Annotated in this window: 18 protein-coding genes; 7 read left to right on the forward strand and 11 right to left on the reverse strand. The window is 33.5% G+C overall.

All coding sequences use genetic code 11. The annotated features are described in order from the left end of the window. Positions 1 to 46 precede the first annotated feature (46 nt). Together Q9Q97_RS19700 and Q9Q97_RS19705 are read left to right on the forward strand one after the other, a co-directional pair. Positions 47 to 1837, forward strand: a complete 1791-nt coding sequence (locus tag Q9Q97_RS19700) for an acyl-CoA dehydrogenase family protein (RefSeq protein WP_306160245.1) — start codon at positions 47 to 49, stop codon at positions 1835 to 1837. 408 nt (positions 1838 to 2245) lie between these two features. After that, positions 2246 to 3340, forward strand: coding sequence for a glycoside hydrolase family 18 protein (locus Q9Q97_RS19705; RefSeq protein WP_306160246.1), 1095 nt, complete (start codon positions 2246 to 2248; stop codon positions 3338 to 3340). Positions 3341 to 3393: 53 nt separating this feature from the next. Here the strand turns inward: Q9Q97_RS19705 and Q9Q97_RS19710 are convergent, their stop codons facing one another. The 4 genes from Q9Q97_RS19710 to Q9Q97_RS19725 all read right to left on the reverse strand — a co-directional run bounded on the left by Q9Q97_RS19710 (position 3394) and on the right by Q9Q97_RS19725 (position 5871). Continuing rightward, the gene (locus Q9Q97_RS19710; RefSeq protein ID WP_306160247.1) at positions 3394 to 3879 is read right to left on the reverse strand and encodes a hypothetical protein; all 486 of its coding nucleotides are present in this window, start codon (positions 3877 to 3879) and stop codon (positions 3394 to 3396) included. An 82-nt stretch (positions 3880 to 3961) separates the two neighbouring features. Beyond that, positions 3962 to 4849 (reverse strand): transporter, encoded by an 888-nt coding sequence (locus Q9Q97_RS19715; protein WP_306160249.1) that lies wholly within the window; start codon positions 4847 to 4849, stop codon positions 3962 to 3964. A 79-nt stretch (positions 4850 to 4928) separates the two neighbouring features. Next, complete coding sequence (locus Q9Q97_RS19720; protein WP_306160251.1) at positions 4929 to 5441, reverse strand: DUF4251 domain-containing protein; 513 nt, start codon at positions 5439 to 5441, stop codon at positions 4929 to 4931. A 4-nt stretch (positions 5442 to 5445) separates the two neighbouring features. After that, a complete protein-coding gene (locus Q9Q97_RS19725; protein ID WP_306160253.1) occupies positions 5446 to 5871 on the reverse strand; it encodes an META domain-containing protein in 426 nt (141 codons plus the stop codon). 212 nt (positions 5872 to 6083) lie between these two features. On the opposite strand from Q9Q97_RS19725, the gene Q9Q97_RS19730 reads away from it, so the two are divergent. Both Q9Q97_RS19730 and Q9Q97_RS19735 read left to right on the forward strand, forming a co-directional pair. Further along, the gene (locus tag Q9Q97_RS19730) at positions 6084 to 6611 is read left to right on the forward strand and encodes a superoxide dismutase family protein (RefSeq protein WP_306160255.1); all 528 of its coding nucleotides are present in this window, start codon (positions 6084 to 6086) and stop codon (positions 6609 to 6611) included. A gap of 109 nt (positions 6612 to 6720) precedes the next feature. After that, the gene (locus Q9Q97_RS19735; protein WP_306160257.1) at positions 6721 to 7923 is read left to right on the forward strand and encodes an LETM1-related biofilm-associated protein; all 1203 of its coding nucleotides are present in this window, start codon (positions 6721 to 6723) and stop codon (positions 7921 to 7923) included. Between the two features lie 43 nt (positions 7924 to 7966). On the opposite strand, the gene can is transcribed toward Q9Q97_RS19735, so the two are convergent. The 4 genes from can to Q9Q97_RS19755 all read right to left on the reverse strand — a co-directional run bounded on the left by can (position 7967) and on the right by Q9Q97_RS19755 (position 11331). Next, entirely contained in the window at positions 7967 to 8602 is a 636-nt protein-coding gene (gene can / locus Q9Q97_RS19740) for a carbonate dehydratase (RefSeq protein WP_306160258.1), read from the reverse strand. Between the two features lie 115 nt (positions 8603 to 8717). Further along, positions 8718 to 10364, reverse strand: coding sequence for a SulP family inorganic anion transporter (locus Q9Q97_RS19745; protein WP_306160260.1), 1647 nt, complete (start codon positions 10362 to 10364; stop codon positions 8718 to 8720). Positions 10365 to 10447: 83 nt separating this feature from the next. Beyond that, positions 10448 to 10729 carry a hypothetical protein gene (locus Q9Q97_RS19750; protein WP_306160262.1) on the reverse strand — a complete coding sequence of 94 codons (282 nt, stop codon included), beginning with the start codon at positions 10727 to 10729 and terminating at the stop codon, positions 10448 to 10450. A 122-nt stretch (positions 10730 to 10851) separates the two neighbouring features. Then, positions 10852 to 11331, reverse strand: coding sequence for a Dps family protein (locus Q9Q97_RS19755; protein WP_091491835.1), 480 nt, complete (start codon positions 11329 to 11331; stop codon positions 10852 to 10854). 107 nt (positions 11332 to 11438) lie between these two features. Between Q9Q97_RS19755 and Q9Q97_RS19760 the strand changes: the two genes are divergently transcribed. After that, a complete protein-coding gene (locus Q9Q97_RS19760; RefSeq protein WP_306160264.1) occupies positions 11439 to 12380 on the forward strand; it encodes a LysR substrate-binding domain-containing protein in 942 nt (313 codons plus the stop codon). 610 nt (positions 12381 to 12990) lie between these two features. On the opposite strand, the gene Q9Q97_RS19765 is transcribed toward Q9Q97_RS19760, so the two are convergent. Both Q9Q97_RS19765 and mnmD read right to left on the reverse strand, forming a co-directional pair. After that, complete coding sequence (locus Q9Q97_RS19765) at positions 12991 to 13188, reverse strand: hypothetical protein (protein WP_095928926.1); 198 nt, start codon at positions 13186 to 13188, stop codon at positions 12991 to 12993. Positions 13189 to 13354: 166 nt separating this feature from the next. Further along, positions 13355 to 14017, reverse strand: coding sequence for a tRNA (5-methylaminomethyl-2-thiouridine)(34)-methyltransferase MnmD (gene mnmD, locus Q9Q97_RS19770; protein WP_306160266.1), 663 nt, complete (start codon positions 14015 to 14017; stop codon positions 13355 to 13357). Between the two features lie 308 nt (positions 14018 to 14325). Here mnmD and Q9Q97_RS19775 point away from each other — a divergent pair, with 308 nt between their 5' ends. Further along, positions 14326 to 15396, forward strand: a complete 1071-nt coding sequence (locus Q9Q97_RS19775; RefSeq protein ID WP_306160268.1) for a branched-chain amino acid aminotransferase — start codon at positions 14326 to 14328, stop codon at positions 15394 to 15396. Positions 15397 to 15629: 233 nt separating this feature from the next. Here the strand turns inward: Q9Q97_RS19775 and Q9Q97_RS19780 are convergent, their stop codons facing one another. Further along, entirely contained in the window at positions 15630 to 16010 is a 381-nt protein-coding gene (locus Q9Q97_RS19780; protein WP_306160270.1) for a nucleoside triphosphate pyrophosphohydrolase family protein, read from the reverse strand. 419 nt (positions 16011 to 16429) lie between these two features. Between Q9Q97_RS19780 and Q9Q97_RS19790 the strand changes: the two genes are divergently transcribed. Next, positions 16430 to 17620 carry an SRPBCC family protein gene (locus tag Q9Q97_RS19790; RefSeq protein ID WP_306160273.1) on the forward strand — a complete coding sequence of 397 codons (1191 nt, stop codon included), beginning with the start codon at positions 16430 to 16432 and terminating at the stop codon, positions 17618 to 17620. Positions 17621 to 17645 lie beyond the last annotated feature (25 nt).

A 17645-nucleotide genomic window follows, 5' to 3' on the forward strand; every position in this document is an offset into this window, starting at 1 on the left:
TTCTTGCTTCTTGCATCTTTTAGCTAAACAAAAAAAAACATAAGTCATGAGCGACAAAACAAGAGGAGGTCAATTCCTAGTAAAAGAAACAAAATGCGAAGACATCTTCACTCCAGAAGATTTCTCGGAAGAGCAGTTAATGATGCGTGACTCTGTAAAAGAGTTCGTAGACAAAGAATTATGGGCACATAAAGATCGTTTTGAGAAAAAAGATTATGCGTATACAGAATCATCTATGCGTAAAGCGGGTGAATTAGGACTTCTTGGAGTTGCAGTTCCAGAAGAATACGGTGGATTAGGAATGGGATTCGTATCAACCATGTTGGTTTGTGACTACATTTCTGGCGCAACTGGTTCTTTCTCAACGGCTTTTGGTGCACACACAGGAATTGGTACAATGCCAATTACACTTTACGGTACTGAAGAGCAAAAGAAAAAATACGTTCCGAAATTGGCTTCTGGAGAATGGTTTGGAGCTTATTGCTTAACGGAACCAGGTGCAGGATCTGATGCCAACTCAGGAAAAACAAAAGCGGTTTTGTCTGAAGACGGAACGCATTATTTAATCACTGGTCAGAAAATGTGGATTTCGAATGCAGGTTTCTGCAGCGTTTTCATTGTTTTTGCCAGAATTGGAGATGATAAAAACATTACAGGTTTCATCGTAGAAAACGATCCTTCAAACGGAATTTCTATGAATGAAGAAGAGCATAAATTAGGAATCCGTGCTTCTTCTACTCGTCAGGTTTTCTTCAACGAAACAAAAGTTCCAGTTGAAAACATGTTATCTGAAAGAGGAAACGGTTTCAAAATCGCTATGAATGCTTTGAATGTTGGTCGTATTAAACTGGCTGCGGCTTGTTTAGATGCACAAAGAAGAGTTACTTCTGGAGCTGTAAAATACGCTAACGAAAGAATTCAGTTCAATACTTCTATTGCATCTTTTGGAGCTATCCGTTCTAAATTAGCTGAAATGGCTACAAATGCATACGCTGGAGAAAGTGCTTCTTACCGTGCTGCAAAAGACATCGAAGACAGAATCGCTGCTCGTGAAGCGGAAGGAACTTCTCACCAAGAAGCTGAATTAAAAGGTGTTGAAGAATATGCAATCGAGTGTTCTATCTTGAAAGTTGCGGTTTCTGAGGACGTTCAAAACTGTTCTGACGAAGGAATTCAAGTTTTTGGTGGAATGGGATTCTCTGAAGACACTCCAATGGAAAGTGCTTGGAGAGATGCTCGTATCGCTCGTATTTACGAAGGAACAAACGAAATCAACAGAATGCTTTCTGTAGGTATGTTGATCAAAAAAGCAATGAAAGGACACGTTGATTTACTTGGACCAGCAATGAAAGTTCAGGAAGAATTAATGGGAATTCCATCTTTTGATACTCCAGATTTCTCTGAATTATTCTCAGAAGAAAAAGTAATCGTGGCTAACTTGAAAAAAGTTTTCTTAATGGTTGCTGGAAGCGCTGTTCAAAAATACGGACCGGATTTAGATTCTCACCAACAGTTATTAATGGCTGCTGCTGATATCTTAATCGAAATCTACATGGCTGAAAGTACAATCTTGAGAACAGAGAAATTAGCTAAATCTCAAGGTGAAGATAAAGTTCAAGAGCAAATTGCTATGGCAAAATTATACTTGTACAAAGCAGTTGATATTGTAAACTTGAGAGGAAAAGAAGGAATTGCTTCTTTCTCTGAAGGAGACGAACAGCGTATGATGTTAATGGGACTTAAACGTTTCACTAAATACACTAACCTGCCAAATGTTGTGGCATTGAGAGAAAAAATCGCAGAAAAATTAGTTGCAGAAAATTCATACTGCTTCTAACGTAAAAATAGTTTTTAGCTTTTAATTTGTTTAAGCCCGCGCAAGTCCGAAACTGTGCGGGCTTATTTTTTTTTCTTTTTTTTTAAACCATATAAGTGATGTAAGTTAATATTAAAGTTTGTGTGTCGATTAAATTGCTAGGTCTATTTTAACCGCAAAGGGCGCAAAGGATTTTTTTGTTTAGGGTATACTTTATGCGCCTACATAAAATCTATAAGTAAAAATACTTTGCACTCTTTGCGGTAAAAAAAAACTTATATCACTTATATGGTTTAAAATTCAGTCCGCAATATTTTTGCATCGATTTGCAAAAAATTCGTTAAAATTGTATTTTAAGGTTATCTGTAATAGCGAATATCAAATTTATACTTTACTTTTAGCATTCTAAAAAACTAAAAACAACATAATATGAAAAAAATTAACCTAATTGCTCTTTTCTTTTTGTGTCTGGCAAGCTGCAATATTTTTGCACAGAAAAACAAAAAAATGGACATTATTGCTTATTACACAGGTGATGCTGATTTAATTGACAAATATGAAGTCAATAAGTTAAACCAGATCATATTTAGCTTTTGCCATTTAAAAGACGGAAAACTAACGGTAGATTCTCCTAAAGATTCTATTACGATTAAAAAATTAGTTTCGCTTAAAGCGAAAAATCCACAATTAAAAATTATCGTTTCTCTTGGCGGATGGGGTGGCTGCGAACCATGTTCTCAAGCTTTTTCTACTGCTGAAGGACGTTTGAAATTTGCAAAATCAGTAAAAGCATTAAGTGATTCTTATAAAGTTGATGGTTTAGATTTAGACTGGGAATATCCATCAATTGAGGGACTTCCTGGGCATTTATACCAACCTGCTGACAAACCTAACTTTACTGAATTGATCAAAATATTACGTTCTACTTTAGGCAAAAAATATGAATTGAGTTTTGCTGCAGGAGGTTTCCAAAAATGTTTAGACGAATCTATCGACTGGAAAGCGGTTGCTCCTTTTGTAAATCTTATTAATATTATGAGTTACGATTTAGTAAACGGATATTCAAAAGTTACAGGACATCATACTCCATTATACAGCACAAATCCAAAAGAAGAGTCTACAAATAGAGCTGTTGAGTTTTTATTAAAAGCAGGTGTTCCTGCTGAGAAATTAGTTATTGGAGGTGCATTTTATACTAGACAATGGAAAAATGTAGAAAACATCAACAATGGATTGTATCAAGCTGGTGAACACTTCCAAGGTGTTGACTTTAAAAACTATGCTACAACCTATACAGAAGCAAACGGCTGGAAATATTTTTACGACGAAAAAGCACAAGCTCCATATTGGTACAATGCTAGCACAAAAACTTTTGCAACATCAGATGACTTAAGATCGATTAAAGCTAAAGCAGAATATGTTAAAGCTAAAAAACTAGGCGGAATCATGTTCTGGGAACTTACTTTAGACAGTTTCCACGACGGAATGGTAAATGAGATTTACAAAGTAAAAACAGAGAAGTAATAAAAAAACGGGAATCATTTTGATTCCCGTTTTATTTTATAGATACTATCTGATTATTGTACCTTACTCTTATCCATTTCTCCAATAAACGGAATGGCTTCTAAAATTTCGCTTCTAATGATCGTCTGAAGATACACTTCAAGCTGGATAAACTTCGCAGCATTTATAGAACCAATTGCTTTTTTTGCCTGATTATACGTTTTAGAATAAAGCTTCTCATAATCAATATGATTTTTTAGAGTAGCTTTAGCCAATTCGTCCGCTTTTGCATCGGTTAGCGTTTCGTAATTTGCTGCATAATCATTTATCAGTTGAAACTTCGTCTGGCCTAAAGCTTTACGAGAGGTTTCGTAATTATCATAAACTTTAGTAAAAGCTGTGGCTTGTGCGTCAGATAAATTCATGTACTGTTTTACCAGTTCGCTTTTAGATTTTCCATACACACTTTGTACCACTTCTAAATCTTCTTTATAAGAAGACTGCGCATAAGATGAAAACGAGGCTGCCGCCATGATAAGAATAAGACTTAATTTTTTCATAGTTTTAATTTTAAATTTGTTTTTAAAAATATATGCATACTCAAATATACTGATTTTAAACACATTAACCCACTAGCAAATTTTAAAAAAATGAATATTGATAAACGGCAGACAAGGCATAATAGTTTAATCCGTTATTGGTATAAGCCCCGATATGATATTGCAATCTAACTGACTGGCCTTTTGCAATTGGAGTAGAAAAAGTTCCTCCTACACGCCAGTTATCGATTTGACTGTCTTCTTCGACGCCGTCAGTAATTGTTTTTCCTCCAAAAAACCAAGTAGTATTAAATCCAATCCACATATGATTTTTAAAATAATAACTTGCATGGCCTTGCAAACTATAGGTAGATTTCTGCTCTAACTTTTTCCCCATGAAGTCGTTATTATCGGTATAAAACCAAACTCCAGCATAAGCTTCGGCATATACATGCGTAAATCGTTTAGAAACTCCAATTTCTGGTTTAAATCCCCAACGGTTTGTACCTATATTAACCTGCTTGTCATCATAATATTTTCCTGTGGGAATAGAAGTCACTAGACTGACTCCTAAAATAGTCTTTTGTTCAAAACTCCTAAATTCAGCTTTATCAAGTGCTGGAGAACCCAGTAAATTTATTCCAAAACGAATTTTCATATCTGCAAAACCTGTTCTCGATCCTGTTAGAACATCTCCATTTGTTCTGGTCTGCGAGCCATCCATAAAAGAATAAGGAAGTACAATCTGCACACGCGCCAGTTTATTGGCTAAACCAAATGTTCGAATATAATTGACTGCAAAATTATGGCTATGAAGGGTAAAATCTGTAATTGGAAGCGAAGGGTCTGTTAACACATTGCCATTCATAAAAACATATCCGGCCGCGACAACATTCAAATCTTTTACCACATTTGCATACACTCTCGGTTCTAAATCCTGACCGTAATTTAAAAAAATCCCTAAAAAGAAAACTAAAACAAATTGCAACATACTATAATTTAACCTAGAAATCTTTTTTTGCATATGAAGGGAAATAATTAGACATCAAACAAATAAACAGTTCTACATTTTATTCTTTAGTTTTTGGGGCATAAATTATTCCATCGTAATTAATTGGCGCCCTATTATTGCTATTGACAGAAAGGGTAGCGCTTCCGTTATAAAAAATAGAAAACATTAAATCGTAAACATCCGTTTTTCCTCTTACGGTTGCTTTCAGCATTGTACTATTCTTTTTATTTTCAACCTTAATGTTTTGTGGTTTGCCTTCAAATTTTATTCCGCCATCGGTGCTATATCCAATATTATAACCTCGCCCGAAAAATGGCAGATCGCATGTTACAGTATCCGCTTTAAACTTTAAAAAATAAGTATTATAATCCAGCTGTATCAATCTTCCGCCTTGTGGAGTTGTTTTTTGAGCTTCAAAAACAAAATTCTGAGCATCTAGAAGTGCTTTAATTTCATTTTGCTTTTTTAGCTCTCTTTCTTGCTTGAGTTCTTTTTTTGTTTTTTCCTGTGCCGTAATTGAAAAATTAAAGACACTTACTAAAAATACCAAAAGAGATGCTACCGTTTTCATAATGTCACTTTTTAGTAAAACGCATCATTGCAATGTCGCCAGAAATAAAATTGAGCGTTTTTCCATCATCAGTAATATCGTATGAGGTAATTTTCTGCAGTGTACTCATATAAATCTGTTCGCCCTGACCATTAAGACACATCATTTTAGTTACTGCCATAGGCTGTGTAAAGTCGATTTTGTTTCCTGTAACATTCAGTTTTCCTGTGTATGAGTTACAGCTGTTGTTACCAGAAACCCTATTTTCTTTTGTATCAAAAGTTATATTAGGTTTTTTATTCGGATACAATCCATCAAAAGCAATTCGCGGGCCCGAAATATAATTCAGCTCCCAAGTTCCATCCAGTTTCGAAACTGAATCTACTTTTTTACACTTACAGGAAATTAAAAACAAACTAAAAAATACGAGGGTAAGAATCTTTTTCATCATAACATTAAGGATTAAATGTGAACGAATTAGATAAATGGTTTTCAGAAATTATTCGTTAAAAACCTTTACGAATTTAAACAATATTTTCGGTTTTTAACTCAATCGGTATCAAATTATAACGTATAGTTTGACTTTTTTTTAACTTTTTGAGTCAATCAATTCGGTTATTTTATGTTAAATTTACTTAATCTTTAACTAAAATGCCCGTAGACATGAAAAAACTAATTGTTTCTTTCGCTATAATCTCAGCCTTAATAATTGGCTGTAAGACCAATACAAAATCAAACGATGCAAAAACATTAACTGTTGCATTAGAACCAAAAAGCAATAGTAAAGTTGCCGGAACCGCTACTTTTGTTGAGAAAAACGGTAAAGTAACTTTTACAGCAAAAATAACAGGATTAGAACCTGGAGTTCATGCCATCCACATTCACGAAAAAGCAGATTGTACTGCTGCCGACGGAAGTTCTGCTGGAGGTCACTGGAATCCAACTTTCAAAAAACATGGAAAATGGGGAGTTGCAGAATATCATAAAGGTGATATCGGAAACTTTACCGCTGATGCAAAAGGTAACGGAACGATAACTTTGACAACAGACGAATGGTGCGTAGGTTGTGGAGATTCTAACAAAGACGTTCTTGGCAAAGGTTTAATTGTACATTCAGGTGCAGATGATTTTACCACTCAGCCAACTGGAAATGCCGGTGGAAGAGTTGCTTGCGCAGGAATCATTAAATAAGAAAAACTGAGATAACCACTATTTTTAACAAAATCTAGTGGTTATTTCATTTTAAAATGAATTCTAAAACAAGAAAAAGGCATAGCTTTGCATCAGCAAAATTAAGTCCATGATTAACCCATCAGCACCAGGCTGGATCGATAAGTTTTTTAGTGAACAGAAGTTTTCAGAAGCTATTCCTTTTGAAACTGTAGATTCGTTTTACTATAAAGTAAGAGAAACGGGATTTATCTACGGGCATATTATTGCTATAGATTCTCAAATTCCGATTTCGATAAACGGCTGGTTTAAAACCGAAATTTCTAAAGTAGCCTTACTTAACACACTCTATCATGTCTTTTGTTTAGAGAAAAGAAATTCGGAACCCAAAAATTTTATTTCAGAAGTTTTAAAGTTTTACAAACAGATGAATCCAGAAGGATTTAATTTGTTCAAGATTTTATTGCCGAAAGACACTCCTTCTCTATCACTGGAAAATATTATTGACCAGAGGGTTCAAACCAATGACAGTATCATCAGCAAGAATTTTTCGCATTTAGTAACCAATGCTTTATTGTTTATTGATGTTTTGGCTTTCAGACAATATTTGGAACATGGAGAAATTCCTGAAAAATATTTAAAGAGAATTGAAGAAACTGTTCTAGGAATTGTGGGTCTGGCTTTAAAAACCAAAACATCTAAATCTCAGCATGACGATCTTTTAATCAAACTTTTTGAAGCTTCTATACGTTATTCAAAATTTTCAAAAGTTACCGTTGAAACTTTAGAAACGCTAAATCTAGGTTACTTTACCAATAAACTTGAACAATTTTATTTACTTGATATGGCCGGAATGGCTTTATGGAGTGATGGAGTTGTCGAAAATGAAGAATCATATTTCTTATATTCCTTAGGCTCGACTATGGGCGTTTCTGACGATTTTGTAACTAAAAGCATGGATACGACCAATACTTTTATTACAACACATAAAAAAAAGATTCCGTATTTTAATTATTCGAATCCTGTCAAGCATTTCTATGATCAAATGACGCATAGCGTTGTCAAACTGATTATTAGAAACAAAAACAGATTGATTAAAGAAATTGTTCAAAGTAAAGAATTAATGGTTTTGCTGGCTTATTCTACAACGAGAGATTTGGATGCAAAAGAAAAGAAGAAAGTCAAAAAACAGCTTTTGGACATTTGTAAAACCATTCCGTCGTTAACGATATTTTTGCTTCCAGGCGGAAGTTTGCTGCTGCCGATATTAATTAAGTTTATCCCAACAATGCTGCCATCGGCATTTAATGAGAATTTAGACGAAAATGAATAAAAAAAATCGCCCTTTATAGAGGGCGATTTTTTTATCTAAACTATTAAAGATCTAATTGGTAAACTTCATCAAGCTCATCATTAGAAGCAATATTCACATTTAAGTCTGTTACAAAACCAGAATTTAATCCGTAAACCCATCCGTGAAGCATTAAATCTTGACCATTTTTCCAAGCATTCTGCACGATAGATGTTTTGGCTAAGTTGTAAACTTGTTCTTTGGTATTAATTTCAACAAAAGCATTAAAACGTTCTGTTTCATCTTCGATTGAATTTAAATATTTATCATGCAAACGATATTCATCTTTAATATGACGAAGCCAGTTGTCGATAATTCCAACAGATTGATGCCCCATTGCTGCTTTTACACCACCACATCCGTAGTGTCCGCATACAATAACATGTTTTACTTTTAAAACGTTTACAGCATAATCCAAAACACTTAACATGTTCATATCAGAGTGCACCACCATGTTTGCGATATTACGGTGAACAAAAACTTCACCTGGCTTTGCACCAACAATTTCGTTTGCAGGAACACGGCTATCAGAACATCCAATCCATAATAATGGTGGCTGCTGCCCTTTTGCCAAATCAGCAAAATAATTAGGATCTTTTGCTAATGAAGTTTCAACCCACTTTTTATTGTTTTCTAATAACTGCTCATAAAATTTTCTCATTTTTTTTATTTTTTGTTTGGTAATTCTCCTTCTTAAGAATGTCTCAAATAAAGAACTTGATGTAAAGTTACCTAAATTTTGACATTTCTAAGGCCTTAAAAATACCTAATTTTAATTATTCTTCTCTAACAACTTCTTTTTTAACCACTTCTCTTTTGGCAACATCATAATAATGTTCAATAGTAACATGATTGTGATTTTCGGGTGTATTTTCAAGTTCGTAAGCTTCTTTAAAGCCTTTAAGCTTCACTTTGATATTTTCATCAAGAGCACGTGTTTCTTTAAATTCGCGAATCAAATCTAAAACGTCATGCGAAATGTATTCCGTATCATGAGCATTAATGATAACTTTAGAATTTTCTGGAATTTCAGCCAAAGTTTGTTTGATTGCCGCTTTATTTAAAAACGAAACTTCTTGCGCTAAATCAATATGAATGATGTCGCCATCTTCATATTCCTCTTTCTTGAAAATATAAGCTCTTTTTAAGTTTCCTCTCAAAACGAAAATAATACTGATAACAATTCCCAACGCAACACCTTTTAGCAAATCTGTCGCAACGACAAAGACCAAAGTTGCAATAAAAGGGACAAACTGGTATTTCCCCTTTTTCCAGAAATGCATAAAGGCTGCTGGTTTTGCTAATTTATATCCGACCAAAATCAAAACAGTCGCCAATGTTGCCAATGGAATTTTGTTCAGAATAACTGGAATCGACAATACACTTATTAATAAAAGAATACCGTGAATAATAGCAGACAATTTAGATTTTGCACCTGCATTATTGTTGGCAGAAGATCTTACAACTACAGATGTCATTGGCAAGCCTCCTAAAAGAGAGCTTATAATATTACCAACACCTTGTGCTCTAAGCTCTACATTGGTATTCGTGTAACGCTTTTGCACATCCATTCTATCAGTAGCTTCAATACATAAAAGCGTTTCAATAGAAGCGACAATGGCAATCGTAACACCCACTACCCAAACTTGCGGATTTGTAACAGCAGTGAAGTCTGGGGTAATTATAATCGATTTAAAATCATCAAAAGATTTTGGAACTGGCAAAGAAACCAAATGTTCTTTTGCAATTGCCAAAGTGCTTCCTGTAGATAAAAATATCTCATTCAAAATGACACCAGCAATAACAGCAACAAGTGCTCCCGGAACCAATTTTATTCTTTTTAAAAATGGAACTTTATCCCAAGCTAATAAAATGACCAATGAAACCGCAGATACTACTACAGCTCCTAAGTGGATATGATTTAAAATATCAAACAGAAACGAAAAAGTATTACTTCCATCGTTTTGAACAAAAGCTTGATCTCCTTCGAAATCAGCATCATAACCAAAAGCGTGCGGTATTTGCTTTAAGATGATAATGATTCCGATACCAGCTAACATTCCCTCAATTACGTTTGTCGGAAAATAATTCGATATACTTCCAGCTTTTAAAAATCCTAATGCTAATTGAATTAATCCAGCAATAAAAACAGACATTAAAAATACATCGAAAGCTCCTAAATCGGTAATAGCGGTTAAAATAATAGCTGTTAACCCAGCAGCTGGACCTGATACACTAATATGTGACTGGCTTAAATATCCTACAACGATACCACCCACTATACCAGCAATAATTCCAGAAAATAATGGTGCTCCAGAAGCCATTGCAATACCTAAACACAACGGAAGAGCCACCAAGAAAACCACTAAACCTGAAGCAAAATCAGATTTAAGGTTGGCAAAAAGATTGATTTTTTTTGTCATAATATAATACTAAAAAAATTATTCATTAAAGATTTACCCCATCTCGATAGAAATGAGGCCAAAGTTCGAAATAATCGGAAGTATTATGCTACGTTAGGTGGTGGAGCAAATATGCTCGGAGAGATATTATCTAATTTGACAATGTTTTCAGAAATGATCGTTTTTTTCTCGATGTAAACCGGAATCAAAACTTCATGTTCTAAAATAGTGGGATGAACTACATTTTTAAGTTCTTTGTGCACTTCTTCTTCAGCAATGCTAAAAGATATAGCCGTATTGTTCCCTTTCTTTATCGCCTGAACAATTGTCGGGGTCGATAAGAAGGCAATAAATATGAATAATAATATGCGGGCTACAAATTTCATCAAAGCAAAAATAGCGTTAAACAAATAAAATCAAAGAGATTTTTATAGAAATTTAACACAAACAAAAAAGCAGAATGGAATTTTTACCCCATTCTGCTTATAATTTATTAAAAAACAATAGTTTATAACGTTTCTTCTAACCAAGCATTCATCATCCAAATTGTTTTTTCTTGCTCAGAAATGAAGTCACTCATCATAGAATTGGTTCCTTCATCATTAATTTCATCCGATTTGTTCAATATTTCTCTTTCAATTTTTAATAAATCTGATAAAGAATGAACGATTAAATGAACTGCCTTTTCATCGTTAGAAATATTTTTTCCAACCGTTAATTTATTGTTTTGAATATAATCTTCAAAAGTATGCAGAGGAGTTCCACCAATTGTTAAAACTCTTTCGGCTATCATATCTATTTTTAATTGTGCATCTGTATATAATTCTTCGAATTTTACGTGTAAGTCAAAGAAACGCTTTCCGCGAATGTTCCAGTGGATACCTCTTAAGTTTTGGTAATAAACTTGAAAATTTGATAATAATACATTCAGTTCTTTTACTAACAATTCTGATTCTTTTACAGGCAATCCTAAAATATTTGTCTTCATAATCTATTTTTTTACACTAATTTACTACAAATTTAGAGTAACTTTACTAAAATAAACATAAATAAAAATTATATTTTCTTATTTTTGCATCACAAATTACTATCAACATGACTATAACTCAATTGCAATATGTGTTAGCGGTTGCTGAGCATAAAAACTTCACACTTGCTGCTGAAAAATGCTTCGTAACACAGCCGACTTTAAGTATGCAAATACAAAAAATTGAAGAAGAACTTAATATTTTAATTTTCGACAGAAGCAAAAAACCGATTCAGCTTACTGATATTGGTCAAAAAATTGTAAGCCAGGCAAAAAATATCGTAAACGAAGCCGATCGTATTAAAGATATTGTAGAACAGCAGAAAGGTTTTATTGGTGGAGAATTTCGTTTAGGAATTATTCCGACTATTATGCCAACACTTTTACCAATGTTCTTAAATAATTTCATTAAGAAATATCCAAAAGTAAAACTCTTAATTGAAGAGTTGAATACTGAAGAAATTATCCTGAAACTTAAAAACGGGCATTTGGATGCTGCCATCGCTGCAACACCGCTTGAAGACGAGAAAATCAAAGAGATTGTTTTGTATTTCGAACCTTTTGTAGCGTATATACCTGAAAACCACTCTAGTTTCCAGAAAGAAGAAATTGAAGTTGCCGATTTAAATCTAAATGAGATTCTTTTATTACAAGACGGACACTGCTTTAGAGACGGAATTTTAAATCTTTGCAAGACAGTTTCAGAATCTGACCAAACTAATTTTCAGATTGAAAGCGGAAGCTTTGAAACTCTTATAAAATTAGCCGACGAAGGTTTAGGCACAACGTTACTTCCGTACTTGCACACCTTAGATTTAAAAGAATCTGACAAACTGAAACTTCGTAATTTTAAGGAACCAAAACCAGCTCGAGAAGTAAGCTTGATTTACCCAAAAAGCGAATTAAAAATGCAAATCATTGACGCTCTACGATCTACAATTGCTGGCGTTGTAAAAGGTGCAATTGTTTTTCAGAACGTTCAAATTATTAGTCCTCTGCAGAAGAAATAACCCTTTGCGATTATTTTTATTAGCGCAAAGCACGCTAAGATATTTTATTAGTAGCCCAAGCAGGATCTATATATTAAGTTCGCAAAGCGATATCTAAACAAAGCTTTGCGAACTTTTTTCATTTTAATGATAACTCAAAAAAACTTTGCGCTCTTTGCGGTTAGTTTTTTAACGCAAAGTGCTCTAAGGTTCTTTTATATACTTTGAGTGTATTTTAAGTTCACAAAGCTGTGGGTTTATTTTTGACCGCAGAGTACGCGGACAATTTTGCAGTACGTTTTTAATCTCGCAAAGTCGCGAAGGCGCAAAGTTTTTTCAGGAATATAAATAAATTTCACGCAGATTTGAAAAGATTATTTATAAAATCCTTTTAGATCTGTATCCCGATAGCTATCGGGAGCGTAAAAAAAAACTCTGCGACTTTGCGACTTTGCGAGCAAATTCACAAACAACCTTATTCTCAAAGCTTTGCGAACTTTCATTTTAATGATAACTCAAAAAAAAAACTTCGCGACCTTTGCGAAAAAAACTTTGCGACCTTTGCGGTTAAACTTTTACACAAAACAAAAAACAAAGCACAATAAAAAAGGAGCCAAATTGGCTCCTTTTTTTATACTTTAATTAGCTGTAGACTTTGTTTTAATTCTGGTTTTCCGACTACGAAATTCAGTAACCACTCTTGCAATTGTTCCATTTCGTATGGTAACAGTGTTTTGATAGCTTTTTCTAGCTCTTTGCAGAAAAGTATCGGATCGAAACTAACTCTTTCAAGTATTGATTTCGTGTAATCAAACATCATTTTTGACATAATAAAATAAGATTTTCGGGGGTTATCTATTTTTTAAACTCGAGCCAAATTTAAAAAAATAACTAACATAAATTCTATTTTTAACTTATTATTTTAAAAACTTTAGCAACGAATACGTTTTCTTAAAACATATAAATCAATCTAGAATCGTTCTAAACAGTTCATTTTAAACGTTTTTAAAAGCTCGAAACATTTCTCGTTTTCCAGGAGGCCCCGCTAACTTTTCCACAGTAAAACCGACTTCGATCATGCTTCTTTTAACAACTCCGCGTGCTGCATAAGTAACAAGAACTCCATTCGGCTTTAAACTATTGTACATTTTCTGAAAAATTTCGGTACTCCATAGCTCCGGTTGCACTCTATATCCGAAGGCGTCAAAGTAAATCAAATCAAAAATTTCTAAATCGTTTATTTCGTGAAAAAATTGTTTCCTTTTGGTTAACGAGAAACGGCTGCTAATTTCTGCTTTTTCATCCCATGCCGTTTTATGCATTTTTTCAAAAATGTTATGATATTCCAATGCTTCTAGTTCTTCGGCATAATTCATTTCTAAAATTTCATTCGGATCAACAGGATACGCTTCAACCCCAACATAATCTATATTTTGCTCTTTTCTAACCGATTCTAAAAAGGTAATAAAAGCATTTAATCCAGTTCCAAAACCTATTTCTAATATGCTTAAAGGATTCTCAAATAATGAAAGCCCATTTTTTATAAAAACATGCTTTGCTTCCTGAATTGCACCATGTTTAGAATGATAACATTCGTCCCATTCTGGCAAACGAATTGTTGTTGAGCCGTCTAGCGTTTTAATTATTTCTCTTTTCACCTTTTTAAGAATTTAACAACGGCTTTTTATTGATTTTCAAGCCATTTTAATATTCAAATTTAGTCAAAACAAATGCGTAAAGCCTTAAAAATCGATACTTTTTTCATAAAATCTTTATAAAAATCAATTAAATATTTGAGTTTATTATAGGATAAATAAATCTCAGTCAAATCAAGCAAATAATGAATTTTCGCTAAGTATTTTACATATTTTTACGTAATTTTGCATTCAATAAATTCCATTTTACACGATATCATCACTTTAAATCTTTGATAGTGAAAGATATCTCACAAAAAACTTACATAACTATGAGTACAACTCAAACGAGCAAAATTGAAATCATTAAAGCTACTTCTACAAAAATCAACGAGGTAGATTTTGACAACTTAAGTTTTGGTGCTGTATTTACAGACCATTTATTCGAATGCGATTTTAAAAACGGGCAATGGCAAAATCCTGTCATTAAGCCTTATGCTCCTATTTTGATGGATCCATCTTCAAAAGTCTTCCATTACGGACAAGCTATTTTTGAAGGAATGAAAGCTTATAAAGACGAAAGCAATGACATTTGGTTGTTTAGACCAGATGAAAACTACAAACGTTTTAATAGTTCTGCTGTTCGTATGGCAATGCCAGAAATTCCAGAAGCTATTTTTATGGATGGTTTAAATGAATTATTGAAAATTGACCAAGAATGGATTCAGAGAGGAAATGGAGCTAGTATGTACATCCGTCCTTTTATGATTGCGACAGGTCCTGGAGTTATCGCAAATCCTTCTGACGAATATAAATTTATGATTTTACTTTCTCCTGCAAAAGCATATTATGGAGGCGAAGTAAAAGTAATTATTGCTGAACATTACAGTAGAGCTGCAAATGGTGGAATCGGAGCGGCAAAAGCTGCCGGAAACTACGCTGCGCAGTTTTACCCAACTAACTTGGCAAACAAAGATGGTTTTCAACAAGTTATTTGGACAGATGATGCAACGCACACCAAACTTGAAGAAGCGGGAACAATGAACGTTTTCTTCAGAATTAACGACACTTTACTAACAGCTCCAACAAGCGAAAGAATTTTGGATGGTGTTACTAGAAAAAGTTTGATTGCAATGGCTGAAAAAGAAGGTTTAAAAGTAGAAGTTCGTCCAGTAATTGTTTCAGAATTGGTTGAAGCAGCTAAAAACGGATCTCTGAAAGAAATCTTCGGAGCTGGAACTGCAGCAGTTATCAGCGTTATCAAAGGATTCTCTTATAAAGACGAATATTTTGAAATGGCTCCAATTGAAAATTCGTATGCTTCTTTCTTAAAAGAGAAATTAACAAGTCTTCAAAATAAACTTTCTGAAGATACTTACGGATGGACAGTTAAAGTTCAATAATCCAAAACCCGATAATAAAAGAGAAACCCGATAAATTTAGTTTTATCGGGTTTTTTATTTGCTATTCTAATCGTAAGATAATATTTAACACATAGAAACACAGTTTTTTTTGATCCATAAAAGAGTCCAAAAGAAACTTGTTTTTAACACATAGCTATGTGTATTTATGCAAGTGAAACGCCTTTTACGCAATTTCCAAACTATGTTTCTATGTGTTTAAAAATTATTTTTTTTTATAATAATTTAGAAAAATCAGGTTTAAAATAATTCGGACCTTTCATTACTTTTCCATCTTCGCGATAAATTGGTTTTCCGTCTTCACCCAATTTACTCATATTACTGCGCTGAATTTCATCAAAAACAGCTTCAATTTTGTCTTGAAGACCGTGCTCGATAATTGTTCCGCACAAAATATACATCATATCTCCAAGTGCATCTGCAATTTCAACTAAATCATTATTTTGAACCGCTTCGTAATACTCTTCATTTTCTTCTTTCATTAAATTGTAGCGAAGTAATTTCTTCTCTGCTCCTACATCAGCCTTTGGCGTAGTGCTGTGGCCAATTTTAAAAGCAGTGTGAAATTCGGTTACGGCGTCAAGTTGTTTTTTCATATAGTAGTTTTCTTTTTTTTGGCTAATTTAAGTCACTTTCGCATAAATATGAAAATTTATTAAACGAAATGAAAAGGCAATTTAGCAGCAAATCGTTTACAAATCTTTAAATTTGCTGAAAATTTTTATAACTATGTTTAGTCAAGGACAAATACTATTTGGAGTGTGTTTTTTTATTGCATTTGTAATCATTATGATTTTTGCTTATCGAAAAGATCTGAAATTACACAAAGTCTTCTACAAAGGAAATTACAAAGTACTCCTTGCTTTCCTTCTTTTTATTGTCCTTTTGTTTGTAATTAAAATATTTCTAAAAAGATAAATTATTCTGGTTGCAACAAAATAAAACCTAATAATTATGGGTTATTAGTAAGACTCATGATAAAATTTATAACTTTACCGAAACCAAACAATCTGCCATGAAAATTCTAAAGTATTTATTTCTTTTCGCCTTATTAAGTTTTGTCGCCCTTACTGTTTTTGTTGCTACACAAAAAGGAGATTTTTCTGTAGAAAGAAGTAAAGTTATCAATTCGCCGCGCACAACGGTTTATAACTACTTGAATGACTTTAGAAATTATGAAGATTTTGAATCATGGTCTGTAGAAGATCCTTCTATCAAAATGACATACGCTAATAAAACTAGCGGAAATGGCGCTTCATTTTATTGGGACGGTACTGATGGTAAAGGAAATGCTATTATTCTTAAAACAAAAGAAGGAGAAAGCATTGACCAAAAAATGCAATTTGACGGCACTGAAGCTGATGTAAATTGGACTTTAAAAGATACTCTTAACGGAAAAACAAAAGTTACTTGGAAAGGAAAAGGAACGATGAGTTTTCTATTTAAAATATACACTGCACTTCATGGAGGTTCTGACAGAGTTATCGGAACCATTTATGAAAAAAGTTTGGCTAATATTGACAAGAATTTAGATTACGAAACTAAAACTTATGCGGTTAAAGTAGATGGAGTGGTTAAGAAAACAGAAACTCCTTATATCAAACAGACTTTTACTAGCGAAATTGCCAAAGTAAATAAAAATGCTAGAATTGTAATTCCGAAGCTTATTCAGTTTAGCGAAACTAACGGATTGTCTGCAATGGGAAAACCGTTCATTATCTACCATACTTATGATACTAAAACTGGTTTAGCCAAAATTTCGATCTGTTTACCTATTAATAAAGAAATTTCAACCAGTTCTGGAAGTGATATCTTAGCAGGAAAGTTAAATGGTTTTGATGCTGTTAAAACAACTCTTAACGGAGACTACTCTCATAGAAACGAAGCAATTGCAAAAACAACAGCTTACATTAACAACGAAAAGATTATTCCAGATTTAAGCTGGTCACATCTTGAAATCCTGACGTTAAGCAAATTGGATGTAAAAGCTTCTTCAAAATTGGTTACTGAAATTTATTTCCCAATAAAACCAAAAGTAGTTCCTGTTACTGCCGAGCCTGCTTATACACCACAAAGTACGGGCGAAACTCCTAGTGAACCACATACCGAACAACCACGCACAGAGCCTGTAAAACGCAAACCTGCAGCACCAACGCCTGCTCCTGCGCAAACACCTGCTACACAAGAAGAAGATTCAGAATTTTAAATAATTTCAAAACGGCATTAAACCT

Source organism: Flavobacterium sp. DG2-3, from assembly GCF_030730925.1.
In the GTDB taxonomy this organism is placed as follows: domain Bacteria; phylum Bacteroidota; class Bacteroidia; order Flavobacteriales; family Flavobacteriaceae; genus Flavobacterium.

What these genes read in the sequence shown, in the direction of transcription:
- Q9Q97_RS19700 (WP_306160245.1), top strand. Translation starts at nt 47, where the DNA reads ATGAGCGACAAAACAAGAGGAGGTCAATTCCTAGTAAAAGAAACAAAA.
- Q9Q97_RS19705 (WP_306160246.1), top strand. Translation starts at nt 2,246, where the DNA reads ATGAAAAAAATTAACCTAATTGCTCTTTTCTTTTTGTGTCTGGCAAGC.
- Q9Q97_RS19710 (WP_306160247.1), bottom strand. Translation starts at nt 3,879, where the DNA reads ATGAAAAAATTAAGTCTTATTCTTATCATGGCGGCAGCCTCGTTTTCA.
- Q9Q97_RS19715 (WP_306160249.1), bottom strand. Translation starts at nt 4,849, where the DNA reads ATGTTGCAATTTGTTTTAGTTTTCTTTTTAGGGATTTTTTTAAATTAC.
- Q9Q97_RS19720 (WP_306160251.1), bottom strand. Translation starts at nt 5,441, where the DNA reads ATGAAAACGGTAGCATCTCTTTTGGTATTTTTAGTAAGTGTCTTTAAT.
- Q9Q97_RS19725 (WP_306160253.1), bottom strand. Translation starts at nt 5,871, where the DNA reads ATGATGAAAAAGATTCTTACCCTCGTATTTTTTAGTTTGTTTTTAATT.
- Q9Q97_RS19730 (WP_306160255.1), top strand. Translation starts at nt 6,084, where the DNA reads ATGAAAAAACTAATTGTTTCTTTCGCTATAATCTCAGCCTTAATAATT.
- Q9Q97_RS19735 (WP_306160257.1), top strand. Translation starts at nt 6,721, where the DNA reads ATGATTAACCCATCAGCACCAGGCTGGATCGATAAGTTTTTTAGTGAA.
- can (WP_306160258.1), bottom strand. Translation starts at nt 8,602, where the DNA reads ATGAGAAAATTTTATGAGCAGTTATTAGAAAACAATAAAAAGTGGGTT.
- Q9Q97_RS19745 (WP_306160260.1), bottom strand. Translation starts at nt 10,364, where the DNA reads ATGACAAAAAAAATCAATCTTTTTGCCAACCTTAAATCTGATTTTGCT.
- Q9Q97_RS19750 (WP_306160262.1), bottom strand. Translation starts at nt 10,729, where the DNA reads ATGAAATTTGTAGCCCGCATATTATTATTCATATTTATTGCCTTCTTA.
- Q9Q97_RS19755 (WP_091491835.1), bottom strand. Translation starts at nt 11,331, where the DNA reads ATGAAGACAAATATTTTAGGATTGCCTGTAAAAGAATCAGAATTGTTA.
- Q9Q97_RS19760 (WP_306160264.1), top strand. Translation starts at nt 11,439, where the DNA reads ATGACTATAACTCAATTGCAATATGTGTTAGCGGTTGCTGAGCATAAA.
- Q9Q97_RS19765 (WP_095928926.1), bottom strand. Translation starts at nt 13,188, where the DNA reads ATGTCAAAAATGATGTTTGATTACACGAAATCAATACTTGAAAGAGTT.
- Q9Q97_RS19775 (WP_306160268.1), top strand. Translation starts at nt 14,326, where the DNA reads ATGAGTACAACTCAAACGAGCAAAATTGAAATCATTAAAGCTACTTCT.
- Q9Q97_RS19780 (WP_306160270.1), bottom strand. Translation starts at nt 16,010, where the DNA reads ATGAAAAAACAACTTGACGCCGTAACCGAATTTCACACTGCTTTTAAA.
- Q9Q97_RS19790 (WP_306160273.1), top strand. Translation starts at nt 16,430, where the DNA reads ATGAAAATTCTAAAGTATTTATTTCTTTTCGCCTTATTAAGTTTTGTC.